This is a genomic window from Zobellia galactanivorans, assembly GCF_000973105.1.
Taxonomy (GTDB): Bacteria; Bacteroidota; Bacteroidia; order Flavobacteriales; family Flavobacteriaceae; genus Zobellia; species Zobellia galactanivorans.
In genome coordinates, this window is sequence record NC_015844.1 from 3737104 (window position 1) to 3758782 (window position 21679).

Annotated in this window: 21 protein-coding genes; 5 read left to right on the plus strand and 16 right to left on the minus strand. The window is 39.7% G+C overall.

Going from position 1 to position 21679, the window contains the following annotated elements:
* Positions 1–31: 31 nt before the first annotated feature.
* The 4 genes from ZOBGAL_RS15265 to ZOBGAL_RS15290 all read right to left on the minus strand — a co-directional run bounded on the left by ZOBGAL_RS15265 (position 32) and on the right by ZOBGAL_RS15290 (position 4619).
* Positions 32–652, minus strand: coding sequence for a T6SS immunity protein Tdi1 domain-containing protein (locus tag ZOBGAL_RS15265; RefSeq protein WP_013994564.1), 621 nt, complete (start codon positions 650–652; stop codon positions 32–34).
* An 848-nt stretch (positions 653–1500) separates the two neighbouring features.
* Positions 1501–1965: a PepSY-like domain-containing protein gene (locus ZOBGAL_RS15275; RefSeq protein WP_013994566.1), complete on the minus strand. Its 465-nt coding sequence runs from the start codon at positions 1963–1965 to the stop codon at positions 1501–1503.
* 822 nt (positions 1966–2787) lie between these two features.
* On the minus strand, positions 2788–3198 hold the full coding sequence (locus ZOBGAL_RS15285; protein ID WP_013994568.1) for an immunity 70 family protein: 411 nt from the start codon (positions 3196–3198) through the stop codon (positions 2788–2790).
* Between the two features lie 17 nt (positions 3199–3215).
* Complete coding sequence (locus ZOBGAL_RS15290; protein WP_013994569.1) at positions 3216–4619, minus strand: pyridoxal phosphate-dependent decarboxylase family protein; 1404 nt, start codon at positions 4617–4619, stop codon at positions 3216–3218.
* Positions 4620–4996: 377 nt separating this feature from the next.
* On the opposite strand from ZOBGAL_RS15290, the gene ZOBGAL_RS15295 reads away from it, so the two are divergent.
* Together ZOBGAL_RS15295 and ZOBGAL_RS15300 are read left to right on the plus strand one after the other, a co-directional pair.
* Positions 4997–5452, plus strand: coding sequence for a helix-turn-helix domain-containing protein (locus ZOBGAL_RS15295; protein WP_013994571.1), 456 nt, complete (start codon positions 4997–4999; stop codon positions 5450–5452).
* Positions 5442–6005, plus strand: coding sequence for a PIN domain-containing protein (locus tag ZOBGAL_RS15300; RefSeq protein WP_013994572.1), 564 nt, complete (start codon positions 5442–5444; stop codon positions 6003–6005). The genes ZOBGAL_RS15295 and ZOBGAL_RS15300 overlap by 11 nt, the downstream gene beginning before the upstream one ends.
* Before the next feature lie 134 nt (positions 6006–6139).
* Here ZOBGAL_RS15300 and ZOBGAL_RS15305 read toward each other — a convergent pair whose 3' ends face one another.
* Both ZOBGAL_RS15305 and ZOBGAL_RS15310 read right to left on the minus strand, forming a co-directional pair.
* Positions 6140–6964 (minus strand): hypothetical protein, encoded by an 825-nt coding sequence (locus ZOBGAL_RS15305; protein ID WP_013994573.1) that lies wholly within the window; start codon positions 6962–6964, stop codon positions 6140–6142.
* 354 nt (positions 6965–7318) lie between these two features.
* Complete coding sequence (locus ZOBGAL_RS15310; protein ID WP_013994575.1) at positions 7319–9745, minus strand: outer membrane beta-barrel protein; 2427 nt, start codon at positions 9743–9745, stop codon at positions 7319–7321.
* 20 nt (positions 9746–9765) lie between these two features.
* On the opposite strand from ZOBGAL_RS15310, the gene ZOBGAL_RS23950 reads away from it, so the two are divergent.
* The 3 genes from ZOBGAL_RS23950 to ZOBGAL_RS15320 are packed head-to-tail and all read left to right on the plus strand — an operon-like array spanning position 9766 to position 11856.
* On the plus strand, positions 9766–9888 hold the full coding sequence (locus ZOBGAL_RS23950; RefSeq protein WP_262507919.1) for a hypothetical protein: 123 nt from the start codon (positions 9766–9768) through the stop codon (positions 9886–9888).
* 53 nt (positions 9889–9941) lie between these two features.
* Positions 9942–11105: a sensor histidine kinase gene (locus tag ZOBGAL_RS22785; protein WP_013994577.1), complete on the plus strand. Its 1164-nt coding sequence runs from the start codon at positions 9942–9944 to the stop codon at positions 11103–11105.
* On the plus strand, positions 11086–11856 hold the full coding sequence (locus tag ZOBGAL_RS15320; RefSeq protein WP_013994578.1) for a LytR/AlgR family response regulator transcription factor: 771 nt from the start codon (positions 11086–11088) through the stop codon (positions 11854–11856). The genes ZOBGAL_RS22785 and ZOBGAL_RS15320 overlap by 20 nt, the downstream gene beginning before the upstream one ends.
* A 32-nt stretch (positions 11857–11888) precedes the next feature.
* Here the strand turns inward: ZOBGAL_RS15320 and ZOBGAL_RS15325 are convergent, their stop codons facing one another.
* The 10 genes from ZOBGAL_RS15325 to ZOBGAL_RS15370 all read right to left on the minus strand — a co-directional run bounded on the left by ZOBGAL_RS15325 (position 11889) and on the right by ZOBGAL_RS15370 (position 21675).
* Positions 11889–12752 (minus strand): GNAT family N-acetyltransferase, encoded by an 864-nt coding sequence (locus tag ZOBGAL_RS15325; RefSeq protein WP_013994579.1) that lies wholly within the window; start codon positions 12750–12752, stop codon positions 11889–11891.
* 1 nt (position 12753) lies between these two features.
* Positions 12754–12969, minus strand: coding sequence for a hypothetical protein (locus tag ZOBGAL_RS15330; RefSeq protein ID WP_013994580.1), 216 nt, complete (start codon positions 12967–12969; stop codon positions 12754–12756).
* 98 nt (positions 12970–13067) lie between these two features.
* Positions 13068–14822 carry a hypothetical protein gene (locus ZOBGAL_RS15335; protein WP_013994581.1) on the minus strand — a complete coding sequence of 585 codons (1755 nt, stop codon included), beginning with the start codon at positions 14820–14822 and terminating at the stop codon, positions 13068–13070.
* A gap of 531 nt (positions 14823–15353) precedes the next feature.
* Positions 15354–16349, minus strand: a complete 996-nt coding sequence (locus ZOBGAL_RS15340; RefSeq protein ID WP_013994582.1) for an AAA family ATPase — start codon at positions 16347–16349, stop codon at positions 15354–15356.
* Positions 16342–16971 (minus strand): nicotinamide riboside transporter PnuC, encoded by a 630-nt coding sequence (pnuC, locus tag ZOBGAL_RS15345; protein ID WP_013994583.1) that lies wholly within the window; start codon positions 16969–16971, stop codon positions 16342–16344. The genes ZOBGAL_RS15340 and pnuC overlap by 8 nt, the downstream gene beginning before the upstream one ends.
* Positions 16971–18968: a TonB-dependent receptor gene (locus ZOBGAL_RS15350; RefSeq protein WP_013994584.1), complete on the minus strand. Its 1998-nt coding sequence runs from the start codon at positions 18966–18968 to the stop codon at positions 16971–16973. The genes pnuC and ZOBGAL_RS15350 overlap by 1 nt, the downstream gene beginning before the upstream one ends.
* Before the next feature lie 22 nt (positions 18969–18990).
* Positions 18991–19449, minus strand: a complete 459-nt coding sequence (locus tag ZOBGAL_RS15355; RefSeq protein ID WP_046287974.1) for a hypothetical protein — start codon at positions 19447–19449, stop codon at positions 18991–18993.
* 219 nt (positions 19450–19668) lie between these two features.
* A complete protein-coding gene (locus ZOBGAL_RS15360) occupies positions 19669–20121 on the minus strand; it encodes a GNAT family N-acetyltransferase (RefSeq protein ID WP_046287975.1) in 453 nt (150 codons plus the stop codon).
* A 344-nt stretch (positions 20122–20465) separates the two neighbouring features.
* Complete coding sequence (locus ZOBGAL_RS15365) at positions 20466–21128, minus strand: SCO family protein (RefSeq protein ID WP_013994587.1); 663 nt, start codon at positions 21126–21128, stop codon at positions 20466–20468.
* On the minus strand, positions 21115–21675 hold the full coding sequence (locus tag ZOBGAL_RS15370) for a toxin-antitoxin system YwqK family antitoxin (RefSeq protein WP_013994588.1): 561 nt from the start codon (positions 21673–21675) through the stop codon (positions 21115–21117). The genes ZOBGAL_RS15365 and ZOBGAL_RS15370 overlap by 14 nt, the downstream gene beginning before the upstream one ends.
* Between the last annotated feature and the right edge of the window lie 4 nt (positions 21676–21679).

A 21679-nucleotide genomic window follows, 5' to 3' on the forward strand; every position in this document is an offset into this window, starting at 1 on the left:
GACCTTTGGTATAAAAGTCGTTGTAAGGCTTTTACATGGTCATTTGAAAAACAATGTCTTGATAGACCTGGGCATTTCCTTTTTTCAAATATTTCGTTTCCATTGCTCCGCCCAAGGCCAAAATAGGGGTGAAGGTGAATACTTCGTTTTTTGCCAAGTGGCCTTGTTCGGCAATCGCTTGTTTGAATAAAGTTTCCCTTAGCCATTCTTCGCGATCTTCCTCATTAGTAAGGAAGTCTTCAAAAAATGATTGAAGGCTCCATACTATGGTTTCTATTTTTCGGTATTGAATATCTATCATACAAACATCTTCGTCCGTTTCCGTTAGTTTCCGATAATAGAACAGCTCCCCGAAAGCACTAATGGCAATGGGAACGTAGTTTTCTACTTCTTGCCCGAGCCATGTCCATAGCGAAGGCTCAAAATCTTTTGGGTTTACCAATTGGATCAATCCGTTGTCATATTTTCCGAATCCGTTCGATTTCCATAGGTCGATTAAGTATGGGGGGACTTTGTCTTTGTAGGCTTCAATAATGGGCTCGGGAACGGCTGAGGTACTTTCTTCGGCTTTCAAGGCTCCATTCGGTGGCTGCTTTGTTTCGCCTGTCGGCGTTTCGCTGTTCTTTTTGAATATTTTTTTAAAAAAGCTCATTGGGTATAGGGTTTATCAAATGGTAGAATCGGGTTTTTAGCGGTGTTTTATGTCTATGGTTGACAACGGTTATTTTGCGGCTATTATGATTTTAGATACCCAATTTTTTTTCGACTTCAATAATTTCAGTCGTTTCTACTCCTTCTCCGTTTTGAAATTTCCGAAAATCAAAGACGTAAGTAATAAGCCAATTCCGATTCCAATTGGAGAACCTTTTACAAAATCAGGAAATTCCATGAGACGGGATGCTATTGGCGTAATTGTAATTATAAACAATCCAGTTGATATTAAAATCAAGGCTTTTCTTTTCGTTATTTTTTTCATGCTTTAGTTGCTATGGTTTATCCAATACGTAACTCAAACTTAGTTTTTGTTACGATACTTTTTTCCTGTGTTGCTAAGGCTTCCGTCTGTGCACGAAGCTAAATGCGAAATATTTGTTATCGGTTTTTTATCCATATCGCTGTAAACAAGGGCTGTTTTCAATATGTAATGCATTTCGATAGATACTGACAATCCATTTGGAATGTATTTGCATTTGCAAATACGAGCCTGTATTTGGTTTCGGAAGCTTCGCTTACATTTTTTGTTCTGACTTGATCATAGTTCTTATACCGTGCTTGATGCCTGTTGCAACCACTAAAGTAAGGAATCAAAATCGAATAGAAACCCGGATAAACTATATCGGCCGGTCTTGTTTTGGTATGATGGTAGTGGGAAATACTTTGTGGGGACAAGGAAGCCGGTTTCTAAATGTTTGCAAACAAAAAATAGCTAGGTTAGGGCCTAGCTATTTTTATTATGGGTAGGTTTCTTTTGTTGTACCTACTGCTGGGGGAAAGCGATTATCAGTCGTTGTCGATCCTGATAAAATCTCCGTTCATTTCAAATTCCAGTTCAACATTGTTGTCCAATTCTACTTGTTGGTGGTTGAGTTCCAATTCCCAATCCGTAATATAATTATCGGGATAGTGGGTGGCGGTATAGTCGCGTATAGCTTCCGGTAGTACCGAATCGGGAAGTTTTGATGTGCCGTCGATATCAACAATATCCATATCGCTGTTAAACTCTAGACTGGTGTTATCGCTTAATTTGACTTCATAGCTTACGACGTCGTTTTCAGTTTCCTTTTCCGCTTGAAATATGGAGTTATCGCCAAAATGTGTGGTGATGTAGCTCTGGATGGCTTCGGGAATCTCATCCTCACTTAAATAGATATCATTGGAGTTACTGTCGTCATCGTCACTACAAGAGGAAAAAAGGGTTAAAAACGATGCCATTGCGATTACGGGTAATTTTACTGTGTTTTTCATAGAGGGGAATTCAATTAATTTTTTCGTTTTCATTGTAATTTTTTTAAGCTGTTCAATACTGTGATCACATTGATCCTGTCTACATATTTATATGGTTTTAATCAATTATGGGACAAATCTAGGAGCGAAATCTGGAAAGACTTGGGAAAAATGGAAGTTGTTGCGAAGGTTTTAAAGGGGCTGGGCCTTTCGTTTTCTAAGGCATCGGAAATGGGACTTCTAACTCCCTGTCGTGGAACCGCAAACGTTCTGTAAAGGCGGCTCACCTAGTCTTAGCGACTAGGGTTGTATTATTAACAAAAGCAAATTTGAAGGTAGAATCGAGATTGTGCAACTTACAATACGTGGACGATTAACGGTACTGCGACAAAATAGTGTTGGCTTTTTGCCTAAACACGGGGCTAAAGTTTAGTATGTGTTTTTTTTTGTCCAAAGCTAAATTTGAATATTTCGTTAACCGGTAATTTTCAATTTGGCACCATAGGAAATAGATACTGAACTTTCTGCTTTGTCCTGATGCCTTCATTGGGTTGTATAGGGGCCGTTTTTATTTAGACTAAGCTATTAGTTCAATCAAGTCATTTTTAATTCCGTCATAATAAATAATTCGCCTTTTTAGATGCAGGAATAATCGTTTTGCCGATGGTTGCTTGGCATATTTCGTCGGTCAAAATATTTTATAACAATGGGATATAGTTATTGATGCTATCCCACTTACAAGATCTAAGATACTAAAAGCTTAACGTCAAGGTCGGTCAGTTTCCTAGAAGAATAAGGTCATGGATTAGTAAGCGTAGTTTTGTTTTTCGCCTCGGATCTTTGTTATTCAATTGTGATTCCACTTTTTTCAGATTTAGCAGTTTCTATTGCTTGAAAAATCACCTTAAATAAATCTTTTCCGTCCGAAGTCACAAAGTAATTCGACAAGTCGGTAATGTGCGAACTAATATTACCTCCCCAAGGCGGCATTTTGTTCAAGTCAAATTTGTCCCAAACAACTTTTGACGGCTTATGTTTTTTCAACCGCTTTTGAATATCGATTAATTCTTTTTCAGCCCTTTCCAAATTTTCATATTTCAGGTTTCCGTTGTAAAATTCATTCAGTACGGTCGGATATTTTTTTCCAAATAGGCCTTTCGTAAGTCGAATCTCAATGGTGTCAAAAAATGAAGCTAGAAAATCACTCCTTCCAACTTCGTAGCTAAAACTTCCGGTTCTTAAGTGCAGGCCCATTTCGTTTTTTGTTTTGTTTAAATTGCATTTATGATTCGCTGCATTTCTTCACATACCAAGTCCACGTCCTTTTCGGTCGTCCTCCAATTCACAAACGATGCCCTGATCGCTTTTTCGTCATGGTAAAATGTCGGGGTCATAAACACTTTGCCGGAGCCGTTTAATTGGTTTAAAAAAGCATCCAATACATTTTGGTTGGGTTTGCGCTTTAGATTAAAGACAATATTGTTCAATCGAACTGGGGCCAATAATTTAAAATCATGGCTTTCCTCTATTTTCTTCCCAAAATATTGAGCCAGACCAATACTGTTTTCTACAATGGAGGTGTAGCCTTCCTTACCATATGCCCTTAAGGAAAACCAAGCCGGCAAGGCCTTAAGGCGTCTTGAGTTTTCGGGAAGAAAATTAAGGTAATTGAAATTCTCCAATGGGTCGCCGAGATAGGGGGCATTGGAATTTTGAAAAGATTCAGTTTGTAATAGGCGATGTTCTTCCTTTACCAGAAAAACGGCACTTTCATAGGGCACGTTTAGCCATTTATGACAGTCAAGGGTTATGCTATCGGAATAATCCCAATCTTCGAGAAAGTGTTTATGGGTATTGGAGCAAGCGGCGAAACCTCCAAAGGCGGCATCGGTGTGCCACCAAAAATTATACGTTTCCTTTAATTTCTTAATAGCCTTAAAATCGTCAAAGTCCACTGTATTTACGGTTCCTGCACTTGAGATAAGGATAAAGGGGCGACCGTTTAATTTTTTGATTTGGGCTTCTAAATCGTCGATTGAAATAGCCTCCTTATGGCCTTCTATGGTTTTTATTTTAACGATGTTATTGCTGCCCATACCTAAAAGGGCCAGTGATTTAATGGCGGAAGAGTGGGGCGTGGCGGTCAGGACAGGTATTTTTTCAGTAATGCCTTCCTTTGCAAAATCCTTGCCCGCGGTTTTTCCGATCCATTGCCTGGCGACCGCTAAACAAGTGAAGTTCGACATCGTGGCCCCGGTGACAAATCCCCCGACATAGGATTTAGGCAGGTCAAAAAGATCTAAAATCAATTGGATGGTCTCCAATTCTATATTGGCGGAGATATCTCCAGTTCCCTTTATGGCTTGTGGATTTTGGTCATAGATGCTTGCCAACCAGTCTCCCATAATGGAAGCAGGGGTAGAGCCACCAATGACATAGCCCCAAAATCTTGGTCCGGAAGAAGACACTATTAGGGGTTCGAACCTTTCGTTGAATAATTGCAAGGTTTTTCGCCCTCCAAGCCCTTGCTTGTCTAGCCCGAGCGTTTCAGGAATCTTTTGGTGGGAAGAAGTAGGCCTGTCGTCTATTGTATTTATATAATCAAGGCCTTGTGATTTTACTTTTTCGAGAAGGGATTCGAATTCTGATAAGTCGCTTTGTAATAATTTGTTCATTTTTTTGGGCTTGTTGCCAACAATATTCTATTGTTATCGATGCTATCTCACTTACAAGATCTAAGATACTAAAACCATAATATCCACCTATGGCCATAGCCTAGAACCTAAAAAAGTATTTGGAATCTTGGTAAGAAGGATCAAAAAATGGCCTCCATATTCCCTAGGGCCTTTTGCCAGGCATTTAAAACTACGGTTCTACAGTCCCTACCATGCCTATGAAATAAGCTCTTGGAGCGGCGAATACGGATGCTTTTCGAAGTGAGCCCGGGGCTAGTGCAAGATTTACTTTTGTTACCATCAATTTTAACATTTTAAATGTAAGCTCGTTTCGTTTATTTCGTTTATATTGTAAAGGAAGAAAACTTATACACCAAATGGAAACTTACAATAAGGTTAACAAGGCTTCAAAGGATGAGCAAAAGATTGCGATTCAATCGTATGATGCTCTTTCTTCGGTGATTAAGGGATTGACGTCTGACAATCCTGAAATCGAGATAGATGAGACTCGGGAAAGGATTAAAATTCCATTAAGCGCATTGAAACTTTTAGGAGAGATATTAGAAGCCATGGGTAAAGGTGAGCCATTCTCTTTGGTGCCAATTGCCACAGAGGTTACAACGCAAAAGGCAGCTGAAATTTTGGGTTGTTCCAGACCTCATTTGGTTAAGCTTTTAGAAGATGGGAAAATTGATTTTACCAAAGTAGGAAAGCATCGTCGAGTTAAGTTTGAAGATGTAATGGAGTACAAGGGAAAAATGAAGGAGGCCCAGAAGAAGCATCTTATTGAAATTATGCAATCTGACGAAGAAATCGGGTTGTATGATACATAGTGTTCGTTTTATTTGCGTATTGGATACCAATGTTATTTATCCGATCGAGATAAGGGATTTGCTTTTTTGGTTTGCCCATTACGATTTATATACTCCTAAATGGAGCGAACATATTTTTGATGAATGGGCCGAGGTCATGAAAAGAAAAGGAGTTTCGGAAGAAGAAATTTCTAAACGATTGGCAAAGGCTAACAAGGCATTTCCTGATGCTTTTGTTTCTAATTATTCAGGACTTATTTCTGGATTGGAATTACCTGATAAAAATGATCGCCATGTACTTGCCGCGGCGATTAAGACCAATGCAAACGTAATTGTCACCAACAATATAAAGGATTTTCCGAAAGCGTATTTGTCTTCTTTCGGCCTTTCCGCTAAGACCGCAGATGACTTCTTGACCGATATTATTGATTTAAATCCTGAAGAAGCGATAAAAGCATTTAAAGAGATGGTTTTGTATCGGCGAAATCCTGATTTAGATGAGTTTGAAGTCCTGGATATACTTAGGAAGAGGGGATTGAAAGATACCGCCGACTTTTTGCATTCGCAACTTTGAGTAGATTAAGGTCGACAATGGAATATGGCCATCGATACTACCCTAGCTTACGACACCTAAGATACTAAAACCCTGACACCCAAGTTCGGTCAGTTTCCTAGAGCCATGAAACTATTGGGCAATTTTTAATGGATTTAATGCGTCCTTTTTTTTAACTCGACCACTCGTTTTCTATTGTTGATTAGACTTTTGGTTTTTGAATAAACCAAGAGGTAGAGGGTAGCGGTCCCGAATGAAATAAGGGTACCTAGGTATATCCCGAACAAGGGGTAGACGATAGATACCGTTAATGAATAAATGATCAAAGAAAACATCCCTATGGGAACGTTTTTAATTACGGTATGTACGTGTTCTTTGGAGTAGGTATAGTGGATAATCAACATTAAGGGGAAAAGGGTCGTGGGGAAGGCAGAGAAAAGCCCCGCCCAGTTGGGGCCCACAAATTTGGGAACACTGGTGATCAGCAAAATGATCAAAGCGGCAAAAAAGGCCCTCACAAAAAGAATCTTAAAATTGAGTTTGGCCTTGGTCTCAATGGTAATGTTCTTGATTTCCCTGAACAGGTAGATGTACAGTAATGCAAAAGCAATAGGTATGGATATCGCTAGAAATATATTGATTTCAATAAGGTGCAATAGCCAAACTATTATAAAATAACCGAGTATGGCCGATAAGGAGGAAAGGAGGATGTTGAGCTTGACAAAGTACTTTGATGCGATGTAGTAAATATAGACAAACGATAGGGCAGCGGTAAGTCCGATCATATTATAAACGGCACTTTTCGCGGCGTAATCGGGACTTACTTCCAGTCCGAAAAAGAATAAGGTTATGGCGGAACCGGTGGGGTATCCTGATAAAATTCCGGCGACCTTCGGACTCACATTTTCCGCAAGAAGGGATAGGCCGATAACAAAGACAATGGCAACGGCCAATTTAATTAGGAATAGTAGTTCGGTCATTTTTCTCGATATAAATAGATGCTATCCTTTTAACCTTGCAATTGAACATATGGGCGGTAGGTCTTTCTAGGAAAATCCCTTTTTAGGACGGTGCAAAATTCATCAAATTATCATTAATGTTCGTGTTTCTGGGGAGAATTCTTTTATAAAAAAACGAGGTTTATTTCCCCGTGGTACCCTATCGAGGATCGATAAAGGGGATATAATTTGCTTATAGGGTCTTTCTATCCTTCCCCTTGGGTATTGACCATAAGAAGGCGCATCACCACAATCGATGGGATGCGCCTTGAGCAGGCCTATTCCATACACTTGAAAAGGCCTCGAACGGTGTTGGCAATTATAAAATGAGCAAAATTAGTTGCCGCCCACCCGGTTTATTTCCTCCAAGCTGTTTTTTCGAACTTCCCGTTCGGCTTTATTGCCCTTGTCAAAGCTATAGCGCAGGTTAAGGCTTAGGGCCTGTTGCCAGAAATATTGTTTGAGGTTAAAGTAGTTTCCGCCGTAAGTGGCATCGACTGTCATGTCCATACTCTTAAAAATATCGGTGGCCCTTAGGGAAACGTTCAGTTTATTGTCCATAAAAGAGCGTTTAATGCCTGCATCTACCCACCATTGGCCGTCGATATTATAAATTCCGTTAATCGTTGGTCCGTTGACCGTAGCACTCACCTCCAGTTTAAAATCCGCTGGAAGGTTGACCTGGTGGTTGGTTTGGGCCATAAAATGGAGGTTGTTGTTATTGATTATTTCGTTGTCCATTTCCATTTTATAGTTTTGGTGGGTTAGGCTCAGGTGATTATTGGTTTGCCAGAAGGAAGCCAATTGGATCGGTGCAATTACCGTGGCATTGTAACTTTTGTAATAATCCAGGTTACTCGTGGTGTATGTAGATTTACCGGTTATGGGATCGGTAGATGGTTCTTCGGCCATATAGTTTTTCGTGTAATCATAACTCAGTATAAGATTGTACTTTCTAAAAAAGGTCTGCCCTAATTTAATGACGTTGGATATTTGAGGCTGTAAATCGGGGTTACCTACGATAGACGTATTAGGGTCTAGGTAAAACAGAAATGGATTCATTAACTGGTAATTAGGACGGGTAATTCGCCTGCTAAAGGAATAATTCAGTTTGTAATTATCGTTTACTTGCTGTTCAACGGAAACATTGGGGAACAGATTGAGGTAATCGTTATTATTCGTTTGATCGAGGATAAAGGATTGCCCCTGGCCATTGGTTTTTTCTATGCGCAATCCTCCTTGAATATTCCAGGTATCGTTAATGCGGTTGCTATAGTTTACATATCCGGCAAAGATTTCTTCTTCATATCGGAAGTCATTGCTTCCGTCTGGATCTAAAGTACTGCCTTCCCCTATGCCCAAATAGGCCTGCAGCGCACTGTTTGAAATTACCTTACTGGCCTTTACGCCTGTTTCAAGCGTTGAGGTAGGGGACAAGGGTAGGCTGAAGTCGATTCTTGCGGCATAGATATCGAAGTCGGAGTTGCTTTCGTTGGATAGGGTTTCGAAGGGGGCAGAACCATCTTCTGAATACAAATATTGATTCCTGAATTGAGATTCGCTTTCCTTTTGCAACCTAACGTAATCGACATCCGCCGATATGCGGGTTCCCAGCGTATCGAGTTTTCCTGTGTAATGAAGGTTGATCCGTGCATTTCCAAAACTTTCATCCATATGGTTTTTGGCATCGATATCCACAGAGGTATCGTTGTTCATAATTCCAAGGCTTTTAAGGTTCCAGTCTTGCTTGCGGTCTTGGTACGTAAAATTCCCCATGATTCCCAAGCTGTGTTTTTCGTTTAAGTCATAGTCGGTTCCGAGCTTGAGCGATGGAACAAAACGTTTGCTGGTCTGTACCCCATCCTGACTATAATAGCTATAGGTGCTAACCTCCGGAAAGGTTCGGTAAGAGAAGGCATCCCTTACCAAGCCCCGTTGTGAGGCGTCTATGTTTAAAAAGGAGTTCCATTTCCCCTTTTTATAATTTAGGTTGGCACCGCCGTTGAAGAGGGTTTGCCGGCCCATTTTTATTCCGGTATAAACACTTCCGTTTATACCGCTAAGGGTATTCTTTTTTAGGGTGATGTTGAGTATACCGGCACTTCCTTCGGCATCGTATTTGGCCGAGGGGTTGGTGATCACCTCAATGTTTTCGATATTTTCCGCAGGCATATTTTCAAGTAGGGTTTTAAGTTCTTCGGAAGAAAAATAAGTGAGGCGGTCATCTATCATGACGGCGACCCCGTCTTTACCGTTGATCTGAAAATCGCCATTTTGGGAGACGGATACGCCCGGTGCCTTGGTCAGCATCTGGTAAGCGGTGTTTCCTGCCGCAAGGGAGCTTCCTGCGACCCGCATTACCACTTTTCCGTTTTCGGCACGCACCTGGGGCCTCCAGGTTTTTACGACTACTTCATCGAGTATGGTGGTTTCTTCGTTAAGGGTGATGCTGCCAAAATCCTTACTAAATCCGGGACCGGTAACCTCAAATTCCGGGGTGAGGGTATGGGTGTATCCTATGGCGCTAAACTGCAGGTAATACGTTCCGGTAAGCTTGGGCTTCAAACTAAACTGTCCGTCTATATCGCTCATTGTTCCGGTAACCATGGTCGAGTCGGGCAGTTTCATTAAGGCGACCGTCGCAAAGGAAACGGGTTCCTCGTTTTGGTCGTACAACGTTCCGTTGAGGTTCGGGCCTTGGGCCAACAAAAATTGGCTTACAAATAGGGCCATTAATGCGAAAATTAGCTGAAAAAGTTTCATAACGGCAAAATTTTAAGTTGTTGTGTTTTATCGTTTTCAGTAGCAAATATGCCGTGATCGCAGGGCTTGTAGAAGTGGTTTCCGATGAATCGGGATATGGGATAAATGAATCGGGATATGAAGGGAATGAAACGGAAGGATAGGTAAGCGAATTTTAGGAAATTGGCGGTAGTATAAGCATTGAAACCAAAGAAGTATGCAATCGGGAAAGAACAGAAATATTTTATATTTTTATCTTAAACACAAGGTATCTTTTATTAAACTTAAAGAAGAAAATAATAGCCTAACCCAAGGGGAATCGTCGCGTTCGCGTTTTTCAATGGTCCTTGAAAAAATCGGAATAGCGGCCCTCACCACGCTTGTCGTTTTTGAAACGGTAATCTATATGAACGTGGGAAAGGTGAAGCTCTTTTTCTCTATATATGAGTTGCAAGAACTTTTCTTTGCCTTTGTCTTTCTGCTCACCTTGTTCGGGACCCACAGTTTGATCTCGGTATGGATGAAGCATCGGTTTTTCATGGAAATCAACCGTTTTTTGAAGCTTTTTATTGAAATGTTGATCGTAATTTCCTCCACCTTGCTCATTTATATGGTAACCAATTACCTTCCCTTGGTCCTAATCTTTGGGGAGGAAGGGCTTTTGCCGGTACGTGTGAGAACGGCATTTATATCGGGCACCTTTATCTCTTTGTTCTTCTACTATTTTGTAGAGCGCGAACGGCACAAAAACCAATTGCAGGCCGAAATGCTGCGCTCGGCAAGGCTTCAGAAAGAAAATTATCAAGCCCAGTTAGAGGGACTCAAAAACCAAGTGCAGCCCCATTTTTTGTTTAACAGTCTAAACGTTCTGAGGTCGTTGATCCACAAAGACCCAGGGAAGGCGACCGAGTTTACCCAAAGGCTGTCGGACCTATACCGTTCTTTTCTCGCGTATGGCGATGAACCCTTGATTTCCCTGGAAAAGGAACTGGAAGTAAGCAAAGCCTATATTTTTCTACTTGAAACCCGTTTTGGAAAGGCCCTGCAAATAAGCTTGGACATACCCGAGGATAGCTTATCCTACTTTCTGCCTCCCGGGGCCTTGCAGACACTTATTGAAAATGCCATAAAGCACAACGGGTCCACATCTAAAAATCCGTTACAGGTAAGAATTTATATCGAGGAAGGAAAGTTGGTGGTACGCAACAGGCTTCGCCCGAGGCTTGAAAAGACTACTTCGACAAAAACAGGCTTGAAAAACCTAAAAACGCGTTACAGGTTCCTTTCCCAAGAAGAAGTGGAATGGGTAAGGACGGAGGAGGAATTTATAGCCAGGCTTCCGTTGTTAAAAGTGGAGAATTATGAAAATAGTAATAGTTGAAGATGAGCCCTTGGCCGGAGATGCCCTCGAAGAACTCGTTCTAAAGCTCAGGCCCGATTATGAGGTGTTGACCCGGATCGAGTCGGTCGAGGAAGGCATAGAATGGTTTGATACCCATGATGCGCCGAACTTGATCTTTTGCGACATCCATCTTTCCGATGGCCAGAGCTTTGAGATGTGGCGGGAGGTAAAAATCGACTGTCCTGTTATATTTACGACGGCCTATAACCAATATGCCATAGAGGCCTTTAAGGTCAACAGTATCGATTATTTGTTAAAGCCGATCAAGGAGGAGGAGCTTCAAAAAGCCATTGAAAAGTATGAAAGCCTGCATAAGGAAGCGCTTTCCTCCGAGATGAAAAACTTGCGGAATTTGATTGAAAACTCCGTGTTGGAACGGGGGTATCGCGAAGTCAAGACCAGGTTTATGGTAAAAACCGGGCAGGTGATAAAGAGCATTTCCACGAGCGACGTAGCTTATTTTATTGCGGAAGAAGGCGTGGTGCTGTTGGTCAATTTTAAGGGGAACCGCTTTGTGATCAACTATACCCTAGACCAATTGGAAGCGCAATTGGACCCCCAGATGTTTTTTAGGGCCAACCGTCAATTGGTGGTAAACATCCAGGCCGTAAAGGAGGTAACGCCCTATTTTAAAGGTCGCCTGTATTTACTCTTGGAACCGGCCCCGGACGGAGACCAGGTAATCAGTAGCGGAAAGGCGAACGCTTTTAAGGAATGGTTGGATATGTAAGGACTTGGCGGACTTCCGGGCTCGTGCCGTGCTTACCCTTGATCGCTATGGTTTTTGTTCAATTCCAGTTCCATTTCTACTTGTTCAAGATGGTTTTCAAGTCCGATTTGGTTAAAAAAAGCGTTTATGGCCTTTGACTTTTTATCTACATTGATTACTGAGAGTGTATTTCCGTACTTTTCGTTTAGTCTTAAAATTAAGGCGGAAGCTATTCCCTTTTTTCTGTGATCCTTGTTGACGGCAATTTGATGTATCCGTTGGCTAACTGGGTTGAAAATAAGATATCCGACGAACTGATTTTCTATAAAAGCACCTAAAGAAATGTTGGTGTCTTTTAGGGCAGTGAGAACGTTCTTTGAGTTTTGCCAAGTAGGGGAAACCTCCCAAAAGGATTCCATCAACGGCCAGTTATAGTGCTGTAATGGCTTGATTTCGATGTGCTCGGTCGTTTTTGAAATTTCAACGTATCCCTTGTAGCAAGATAGTTCTCTTTTAATTTTAAATCCGGATTTTTTATAGGAGGCGATTGCCGGAATATTCTTGGTAATCACTTCAAGTAGAAGAGTGTCTATTCCTTTTTCAACGAGAACGGGAAGAATGAATCGATACATCTGTTTTGTTAGTCCCGACCCTCTTTTTTCCGGAATAACCCCGGTCCCTCCGTTGTACACTATTTTTTTGTGGTCAATGCTGTCGTATCCGTGTAAAATGAAGGCTATCAGTTTTCCATTGTCAAAGACCCCGACCGATAGGTCAAGGTCAATTTTATCCGCAAGCATTTTAGCGCTTAGTTGTTCTTCGGTTAGTTTAAACGAAATGAAATAGTCGGAAAAAGCATGGTTAAAAGCTTGTAAGATGCTTTTTTTATCTACGCCTTCTAAAGTTTTTATTTCCATTTTAGGGGTTCGTAATTATAGGTAAAATTTCCTCGTCTAATAAAGTCAGACTCGATTCGCTATAATCTAATCCGCCATCTAGCTTTTTATTGAAACTCGCAATTAGTCGTTCGGCATTATGAGTTGATTTTTCGATAAAGTCTAATTGAGCTTCATCAATGGAGGGCACATTTGTTTTGCCATTTCGTTTTTTCTTAAAAAAGTCAAATATTCCCATATTTTTTATTTTTAAATGTTAGACAACGGTAAAGTATATGGCGTGTAGCGCCCCACACGGCGTTATGGTTTTGTATAGATTGGTATATGTTTGGCTTTCTAATGTTGAAATAGTTTAATAAAGCTATCCTTTTGTAAATTGTCCAAAGAAAAATTGTAGTCGGCGTCTTCGATTTTTTCTACAATTTCAGCACCAAGCGCAAGGATTAGATCTCTAAATAAAATTGGATTACTCCATTGTTGAAACAATGCTTTTGTGGCCAATAGCGATATTTCTGAATTGCCCGAAACCCTGCTTGCTCCTGCTCCAATATTAAGCACTACAAAGCATTGTCTTTCCTTTTCAGGTATAAGCATACCAAGAATAGTTTGTCGTTGAACTGATTGACATTTGGTTTCAAGAAATAGGTTGTTGGGATCCATCATATAGTTATAATCGATTTTATCTCCCTTGCCGACAATTATTTTGTACTCACAGTTTTCTTCACCGGTATAGACATTATTTTTAACCAAGGTAGGTTCACTTAGTCCGTTTTGGGCATAGAGATATTCAACTGCGCCATTGGGGGCATTGGTAATATCACCGGAATACATTAAACTACCCTCACCTTGTTTGTAATCTGAATTCCAACCAATTTTTCCACCAATATTCAGCCCTGATAAATCTAAGTCGTGTGCTCCCCAGTCGTTTTCCCAATAGATGCCAACAGCCAAAGATTTACCAAAGATTTTACTGCCGGTAGGAATGTTCCCTACGAACATTTTTTCAGAAGTAGGTAATGAAAATTCAACATTATGAGGGAGGAAAAACTTTTTTCCGTTGAGGTCAAATCTCTTTTCGCAATACTGCATCAAAAAATCATAGTTTGACCGAACGACTCGTGAAACTTTATTCGTTTTGACAAAAGATTTTCCATTTCGAATTCTATAGGTAAAAGCAAATTGACCTTGTAATCTTGTATGACAAGCCGACAATGCTCGAAATAAGGCAAATGGTGTGGCATTGTCTAACCAATGTTTATCCTTATCCAATAGAATAATGCTTGTAGCATTATTTAGAGGGTTGCCAACTAAAGGCTTGTGATGAATTTTTGAAAGTTTGGATATTTTGTTAATTGTTTTCGGGCATTTTGTCTTGAATGCTAGAAATAAAGGTTTGAAACGATTGAATATTTCAGCTAGCCTTTCCAATCCGAATTGTTCAAATTGTACGGCAGGATTGTAGTTGGATTTCTTAATTGCTTCGATAACTTCGTCACTTTTAATAAGAAGTGATTCACCTGTTGTACGGTATAAAATGTACCGAAAGAATTCCAATATATCAGTTGGTACTATACTATATGTATCAGCAATTTTGATAGTTGCTTCTTTATTTTTAATATTTTCATTTCCTGTAAATTGATAAGAAAGTTCATCAACTAAAACGGAAATTATATCATTGATGGTTTCTTCTTTTAGGGCAATGCCCGATTGTAATAAGCTTAAACACTTTTCAATAAGCTCTTCTTGCGGACACCCTTTAATGACTTTGAATTTTACTTTTAAATCGGGGGATTCAAGAACTTCGTTTGGAATATAAATCTCATCTTGAAAGTTACTGCCATAAGTAGAAATATAATGTTTGATTTGCTCAAATAACAATTCCGTTCGAGTGCTCTTAAAAATTTGGTTCCAAGATTTATGGAAAGTTTTGTTTAATCCAAAACCATCTAATTTTTCATTTTCATAAAAGCGAATAATTTCTTCTTTCGCCCACAAAGCACCTGATTCAATTATATATCCTTGTTCTGAAACAAATGGTTTTTCATTAGTTTCCTTAAGCTTAACTGAATTGAATAGCTTTAATGTTTTCATCTATTAAAGTTAAAAATGTAAGTGAGGAGTAATTGCCAGAAATATAGGAGCTCCTTTTACTCACTATTTTTAATTAAAAATCCGGCGAGAAGTATTTTTTCAGGGAAATAGGAACTTCTTTTGCCGGAAAGTATTTGTCTACAATTTTACTTTAAAATATTTATTTTTCCCATTTTATTTTCTCTGTTTGCATATAACGTTAAGAATACCATTTCGTTGCGGAAAACCTTGTAGACTTTTCCACTTATGAAATCGGGCCATTGGGTAGTTGCTATTTTGTTGATTGCCTCCTAAAAACTTAAAAGTACTTTAATGAGGCTTATGTGGATCCGTTTAACCACATATCAATAGTTGGTGGCAGGGTTACTGTTATTGGTCACAGGTTTTCATTCATATCTTGTCTTCCGACTATTGCCATAACTCAATGTTTTGGTTCAGGTTTACACCAAATCGAACCATGTGCAATTGTAGCCGACGGTACGCGAATGGTATTGTAGCACCCCGTAGGCCGCTATGGTTACATATCCCGTATTATGCCCTTTGTTCGTTTTTCTTTATAATCAGGTCAATTTCCATTAAGGCGCTTTTAAACCGTTGTTTCCACCCACCCTTTATTTCAACAAAATCAATATGCTTTTCTTTTAGGATTTTTCTATTTGACAAGTCCAATAAATTCCTGTTCAATTCGCTCAAACGTGTTCCATCTTGCTGAAATTTCACATCATTATTGAGGTAGAGATATAGGTCGGCTTTGTTTGAGTTATAAATTGGATCATCTACTTTCAGGTCTTTGTTGAAAATGAAGTTTGCGTATGACATGGTTGTGTGGATATCGGTGTCAATTATAATCAAGGGACTTTCACCACATTTTTTTTGGTTGATTCGCTTTGCGTGTTCCGATGCCACTAGATGTAAGTCTTCAAATTCAAATGAATTGGAATTAGGAATAAGGTCTCTACCGGCTTCTTTTACCAGGCTGCAGTTGTAATGCTTCGCAAGTTTTTCGGCGAGTGTGGTTTTTCCGGTACTTTCAGTTCCAAGTATGACCACCTTAATGGCAAAGTAAGGTTTTACACTTGGGGGCAAAAATTTCCAGTTTGAAAATAGATCATTCCGAACAGCAGTAGCGGAAACGGGATAGCGTTGTTTGGGAATGTCAAAAGGAATATGCTTGATTTTCATAAATGAAGCAACATAGTCGCCATATTCTTCCGATGTAATTACCAAATCATGGTCAGGGTATAATTCCTTGAATATTTCTGACCATAAACTTGAAACTTCTCGGGAAGATTTTGATGTATTTGGTAAATCGGCTTCATTATAACTGAAGGTGTTGACTTCAATGTTTTGTGTTGATTTAAACGTATCTTCAATCCAATTTTTTCTTGTTTCGGAAGGGATTTTTTCCCTGTCGCTGCAACAAACTAAAACAGATAGATGGTCGCACTTCGTCAAAGCAAAATTTATCATTGCTTCATGTCCTTTGTGAAAAGGCATAAACTTCCCGAAAATAAATGCTTTAACCATTACTTAATTGTCTTTTCCAATTAAACAATCCAAACGTTGCTAGGCACAAGAAAACAAAGTATTCCAAGCTTAAAAAGACAATTCCTTTTTTGAAAAATAGGAATACACAAACCAAATCGACAACAATCCATAAATACCAAGTTTCTATTTTCTTTTTGGCCAGCAAAACGGTAGCAATAATACTTAACACCATTACAAAGGAATCGGCAAACGGATAAGAGGCTTCGAATTTGAAATAGAACGGTAAATACAAATGAATTTTACTAAATAAGTAGCCTGCGATAAGAGTTGAAAGAACAATAATGAGAGATAACCACAGTTTTGATTTTGAGTCAATTGAGGTAATGCCGTTTTCTTCGGGTTTATTTTTCCAATTGTACCAACCATATAAGGTGACTGCGAAAAAATACACTTGTAAAAACATATCGGCATAGAGCTGTACTTGAAAGAACAAAATGAACAAAAACAGTTCGTTTACAATTCCAGTGCTCCAAGTAAGAATGTTGGCTCTTGTAGCCAAGTAGACGGAAATCAAACCAAATAGCGTGGCTATCAACTCAACATAGCTTATTGGGTAGTTCAATACCTCAAAAGCAATGTTTTCAATGTCGAATAAATTCATTAGAAATTGTATTGAATTGAAGTATAAAAATTGATCGGGGCCTGCACAAAATATTTTTTGCTTCCATCAAAATCAACATAACCTTGGTTGAAATATTTTGTATCGGTAATGTTGTTTAAAAATAGTGCGAATTGAAATTTATCGATATCATAGCTCGCCCTGCTATTCATAAGAAAGTAGCCATTTACCATTTCTTCATTGGCAAAATCAATAAATGAACTATGTTGATATTTTGCAGATAAGGCTAAGGTAAGATTGTTTTTATTAAACACGACTTCTTGATTAACGATCAGCGGTGGTGTTAGTATTGGGGTGAATTTTTCCGACTGTTCTTTTATCTGACTATAATTGAAGGAAGAATTATTTGTTAACGAAAAATAGTGGTTTACTTTATAGAAAAGAGCCAGTTCCAATCCTGTTCGTACACTTTGCTCAACATTACTGGTCAAGGATAATCCGTTAGGTCCAAATTTGCCGTCTAAGACAATTTCATTTTGGAAATCCATGTGGTAAAAATTGAAGTCTAGATTTAGTCTCTTTTTTTGATACCTAAAGCCCAATTCGTGATTTACCACATATTCTGGTTTAGTGTTGGATAAAATGGGATTACCTAAATTATCGGCCAACAGATCATCGTTACCACCAAACATATCGTTTCTTGTAGGCTCTCTTCCTGTCTTTCCAATGCTGTAATATAGGGTTGAATGTGGATTTAACGAAGTACTGAACCCTGCTTTTGGGTTGATAAAATCCCAATTCAACTTCTGGAAAGCAACGGAGCCTTCGTAATCAAAATTGACATAGCGATATTGAATGTCGGCAAAAAATGTTAGCCATTTGTAGCTGTAATTTGCTTTTGTAAAAGCACTTACTTCATTTTTAAAACCTTTATTTTGATAGAGTTGGCCTAATTCTTTCTCACTGCCGGTGTGTTTTCTATTGTATAGGTTTCCGTGAAAGCCGGTAGTCCAACTAAAATTCTTTTTTGATAAACTGTAATTGCTAAAAAGACCGATAAGATTTGATTGAAAAGCGTAATTGTACAATTCTTCGGTAGGCGGAAAGCCTAAAAAATTATTCAGGTCAAAATCGTAGTTTCCTTTTAGGAAAGTATAGTATATACTTGATTGTAGAAAAGAAGACGGGCTGATCTGCCAAGAGTTTTGAATTTGGGCAAGACTTTGAAAGAACCTATCTTTTTCTTGATTTGAATTGGCATTTGTTCTTCTGTCAATATGTATCAAGGAATCTGATACGCCAAGCCAAGCCATTTCATTCTTTTGTTGCCCTGCGAGTAAGTTTATTTTCCAGGTTGATTTATCAAAGAACAAGCCGCTACTTACAAAAACCGATTGGGAGTTGTTGGCTGAATGGTACTTGTAACCATCGGAATAAACTTGTGACGCTCTAAGGTATATTGCTTTTCTGTTTTTAATTCCGCTGTTGTATTCTCCAAACGCCCTGAAGCTATTAAACGAACCATAACCCAGGCCAAAAGTGGTTCGTGTTGAATCCCTAAGGTTTGGCGAAAAAAGTTGAATGCTTCCTCCGTAACTGGCCACACCGTTTTTTGTCAATCCAAGTCCCCTTTGGATTTGAATTTTGCTTACTGAATTTAGTAGATCGGGAAAATTTGAAAAATACCCTCCTTGGTCTTCGGGTTCATTAAGAGGTACACCATCAAGTGTCATATTTATTCTGGTTTGGTCAATACCCCTAAGTCGGAAATAGGAATAACCTTGCGAATTTCCTGCATCGGAATAATTAGTGATAGAAGGAGTTTCAGATAGTAAAAATGAAGGCTCTTGGCCCACTGATTTTGACTTTATTTCTTTTGAATGGATATTTTGAAAAGTAATTGGCGTCAACTTGTCGGCTTGGTAAGTTATAATTACTTCTTTAAGTTGTCTGATGGTATCGAGCTGTGTAGCGTCTTGTGCTATAAGTTGATTGCCGATTAGTAGCGTTAAGAGAACTAGGGTAAAATGTTTGTTCATATATTAAATTAACCTTCTTTTTTTACCATTTCCACCAAGGTTTTTTTTGGGGTGGTTCAGTGGTAATACGGGTTTTTAGAAATTCTAGGTATTTCGGGGCGTCTTCAGAGAAAATTTCTTCTCCTTCAAGGGCATAGGCACGGGTCAACTCGTCGGCCGCACGGTCTAGGTTTCCGGTTTCAAATTGACATTGACCGAGTCGCATATGAATAAATGCATTGCCGATCGCTCCAGGACAATGCATGGCATAGGTAAGATTGTCTACACCTGCCTTAAAATCATTTCCGAGAAAATTGGCATCGCCGATGGCCGTTAAGATCCACGTTGCGCTATCCCAATCGGTTTTTGGTTCGGGAACCAAATCAAAGGCATTCCAATAATTCTCTAGGGCCGCGGCAAAATTGCCTTCTTCGGCCAAATGATCCCCCTTGGCGCATAGGTCCTCGATTTGCGAGTGAATTTTATCGTCTAATTCTGCCATTTTATATTCTTCGGTTAAAGTTAAATATCTGTTTTTGCCTCCTTCAACTATATATGGTCGGGTCTGGCCATTGTTTATGCTTGCGACGTTTTCCTTTAATATAAACTCCAATTATAGGTGCTCTATTGTTCCGTTCCGGTTTCTTTCCTTTCTTATTTTGGATATGGATTCCGGTTTTTCAAAGGTACAATAAGGAGTAGCTGTCGTGGCTTGAGCCTGTTACTTTATTCTTCGCTCAAATTTTATTTTTCTAACCCCGTGGTCGGTATTCCATTGTTTCACTTCCTTAAAATTGAATTTCTTGTACAAGGCAGTCGCGGGGCCATTCTCTAATCCGGTTTCAACAACAAAGAGTTGCGAATCGAAGGTATTGAAAACGAATTTGATCAATGCGCTGGCAATACCTTGTTTGAAAAAATCGGGAGCTACGACCAAGCTGCAAATATGCGTAAATTCATCATTGCTTTTGATCTCTACAACTCCGGCCAGTTCCTTTCCTTTTTTATACCCGAAAAATTCGGTTTCACTGTCTATATAATCTTCAAGGGGTCTTTTTAGGGGAGGAAAATCAATGGCGTTCAATAATTCAGCCTCTATTTTATATGAGGCTTGAAAAACTGAACGAATTTTTTGCGATACTTCTATGTTGTTGTTTTCTAGTCGTTCTATCATTTTATTTGAGTAGTTTACGGAAGTAAGGAACTTTACCATAGGGACTCGTATGAAAGAAGAAATACCCTGTTTCTTTTCGGTTCTCCTTTCCACTTATCGGCTTTCGCCCGAATTGGCAGGCTGTTTCCCCGCCAGGCCCTTATATTTATGAAAAGCCGTTAGAGGGAAACTCCGTTGTATTTTGCTTTTGCGATTCCAAATTACGGATAAAATGCGATAAGTTTTTGGTCGAAGGGAGGAGGGAAGGTTCTGTTCGGCCTTTGGTTTGGGACTCCAGTGAAACCGTCCGTGTTCTACTAGGATAGCTAGGCGGGCTTGTGATACCCTTACCCTTGTCTGTCGTATCAGGGTTCTTTTTTCAAGATTTCAATGTGTCGTTTCAAGCGCTTCATTTCAAGGGCCAGGGTGCCATTGTAAACACCTCTGATGTAACCTTTGCCATCTACTAAGATAAAATTCTCGGTATGGATAAAGCCCTCTATGTCTTGGGTTTTGGTGAAATCGTCATCGGCAAAGTAACCGTTTCTGGCAATGTCATATATGGCGTCCTTGTCTCCCGTAAGCAAATGCCATTGCGGTAGGTGCACGTCGTGCTCTCGGGCATACTGGGCCAGTTTTTCCACAGTGTCATTCGTGGGCATTACGGAATGGGATAGGAACCTTATGTCAGGATCATCTTTGTACACTTCTTGTAAAAGTCCCATATTTTTGGTGAGCTTGGGACAGATGCCCGGACAGATCGTAAAAAAGAAATCGGCTACATAGATCTTTTCTTCAAGGCTTGCATTGGTAACGTTTTCCCCGTTTTGATTGGTAAAGGAAAAATCGGGAATCTTATGTGTTCCTTTGTTCCATTCCGGGGTGAAAAGGGCCGAGTTGAAATAGGGCAACTGGCTTACTTCGGTGTTTTCTACAAGGGCAGTTTTAGCTTTGTTTTTATGCGTATCGGCACAAGAAACAAAACCCAATACCACTAGGGCAAATAAAAGATTTCTACTGTAATTCATTTAAATCGGCATTTACGTTGTAACATTTCTTAAGTCCGATCAGCCCAAAACGATCGCCGTTCTTTACGGTGTAATTGGCCCTGATTTTTCCGTTGTCCGTCCACATACGTTGGCTTCCGGCTTCCTTGCCATTGGAATAATTGAAATCGAGGATCAAATTTCCGTTACGGTACCATTCCTTTCGGTTACCGTCATATTCGCCCTTCTCGTTAAACCGGTAGATGAATTTTGGCGTACCGTCTTCCCACCAAGCCAAATGTTTTCCCGTTTTTATTCCTTCGGAATACATACGGCTTTGTGAAAGCTGTCCGTTCGGGTACCATTGCTTTTCATAGCCCTGTTTGCGTCCCTCGACATATTCCGATTTCATTTTGAAGGTGGAGGCATCATACTTTGAAACAAGCAGTCCGTTAAAAGGCTTTCCCTGATAATAGAGTACCCCATTGACCAACTCAAGTTCGGCACTGGCTTTGTCGACCACCAAATCCTCTCGACTACAGGAGAAGAGACAAAAGTATAGGCAAAATAGGATCGCTTGAACTCGCATATGA

Coding starts and splice junctions, on each gene's coding strand:
- ZOBGAL_RS15330 (WP_013994580.1), bottom strand. CDS start 12,969: ATGGGAATATTTGACTTTTTTAAGAAAAAACGAAATGGCAAAACAAAT.
- ZOBGAL_RS15335 (WP_013994581.1), bottom strand. CDS start 14,822: ATGAAAACATTAAAGCTATTCAATTCAGTTAAGCTTAAGGAAACTAAT.
- ZOBGAL_RS15275 (WP_013994566.1), bottom strand. CDS start 1,965: ATGAAAAACACAGTAAAATTACCCGTAATCGCAATGGCATCGTTTTTA.
- ZOBGAL_RS15290 (WP_013994569.1), bottom strand. CDS start 4,619: ATGAACAAATTATTACAAAGCGACTTATCAGAATTCGAATCCCTTCTC.
- ZOBGAL_RS15285 (WP_013994568.1), bottom strand. CDS start 3,198: ATGGGCCTGCACTTAAGAACCGGAAGTTTTAGCTACGAAGTTGGAAGG.
- ZOBGAL_RS15325 (WP_013994579.1), bottom strand. CDS start 12,752: ATGGAAATAAAAACTTTAGAAGGCGTAGATAAAAAAAGCATCTTACAA.
- ZOBGAL_RS15350 (WP_013994584.1), bottom strand. CDS start 18,968: ATGAACAAACATTTTACCCTAGTTCTCTTAACGCTACTAATCGGCAAT.
- pnuC (WP_013994583.1), bottom strand. CDS start 16,971: ATGAATTTATTCGACATTGAAAACATTGCTTTTGAGGTATTGAACTAC.
- ZOBGAL_RS15305 (WP_013994573.1), bottom strand. CDS start 6,964: ATGACCGAACTACTATTCCTAATTAAATTGGCCGTTGCCATTGTCTTT.
- ZOBGAL_RS15310 (WP_013994575.1), bottom strand. CDS start 9,745: ATGAAACTTTTTCAGCTAATTTTCGCATTAATGGCCCTATTTGTAAGC.
- ZOBGAL_RS15370 (WP_013994588.1), bottom strand. CDS start 21,675: ATGCGAGTTCAAGCGATCCTATTTTGCCTATACTTTTGTCTCTTCTCC.
- ZOBGAL_RS22785 (WP_013994577.1), top strand. CDS start 9,942: ATGCAATCGGGAAAGAACAGAAATATTTTATATTTTTATCTTAAACAC.
- ZOBGAL_RS15300 (WP_013994572.1), top strand. CDS start 5,442: ATGATACATAGTGTTCGTTTTATTTGCGTATTGGATACCAATGTTATT.
- ZOBGAL_RS15320 (WP_013994578.1), top strand. CDS start 11,086: ATGAAAATAGTAATAGTTGAAGATGAGCCCTTGGCCGGAGATGCCCTC.
- ZOBGAL_RS15355 (WP_046287974.1), bottom strand. CDS start 19,449: ATGGCAGAATTAGACGATAAAATTCACTCGCAAATCGAGGACCTATGC.
- ZOBGAL_RS15340 (WP_013994582.1), bottom strand. CDS start 16,349: ATGGTTAAAGCATTTATTTTCGGGAAGTTTATGCCTTTTCACAAAGGA.
- ZOBGAL_RS15360 (WP_046287975.1), bottom strand. CDS start 20,121: ATGATAGAACGACTAGAAAACAACAACATAGAAGTATCGCAAAAAATT.
- ZOBGAL_RS15295 (WP_013994571.1), top strand. CDS start 4,997: ATGGAAACTTACAATAAGGTTAACAAGGCTTCAAAGGATGAGCAAAAG.
- ZOBGAL_RS15365 (WP_013994587.1), bottom strand. CDS start 21,128: ATGAATTACAGTAGAAATCTTTTATTTGCCCTAGTGGTATTGGGTTTT.
- ZOBGAL_RS15265 (WP_013994564.1), bottom strand. CDS start 652: ATGAGCTTTTTTAAAAAAATATTCAAAAAGAACAGCGAAACGCCGACA.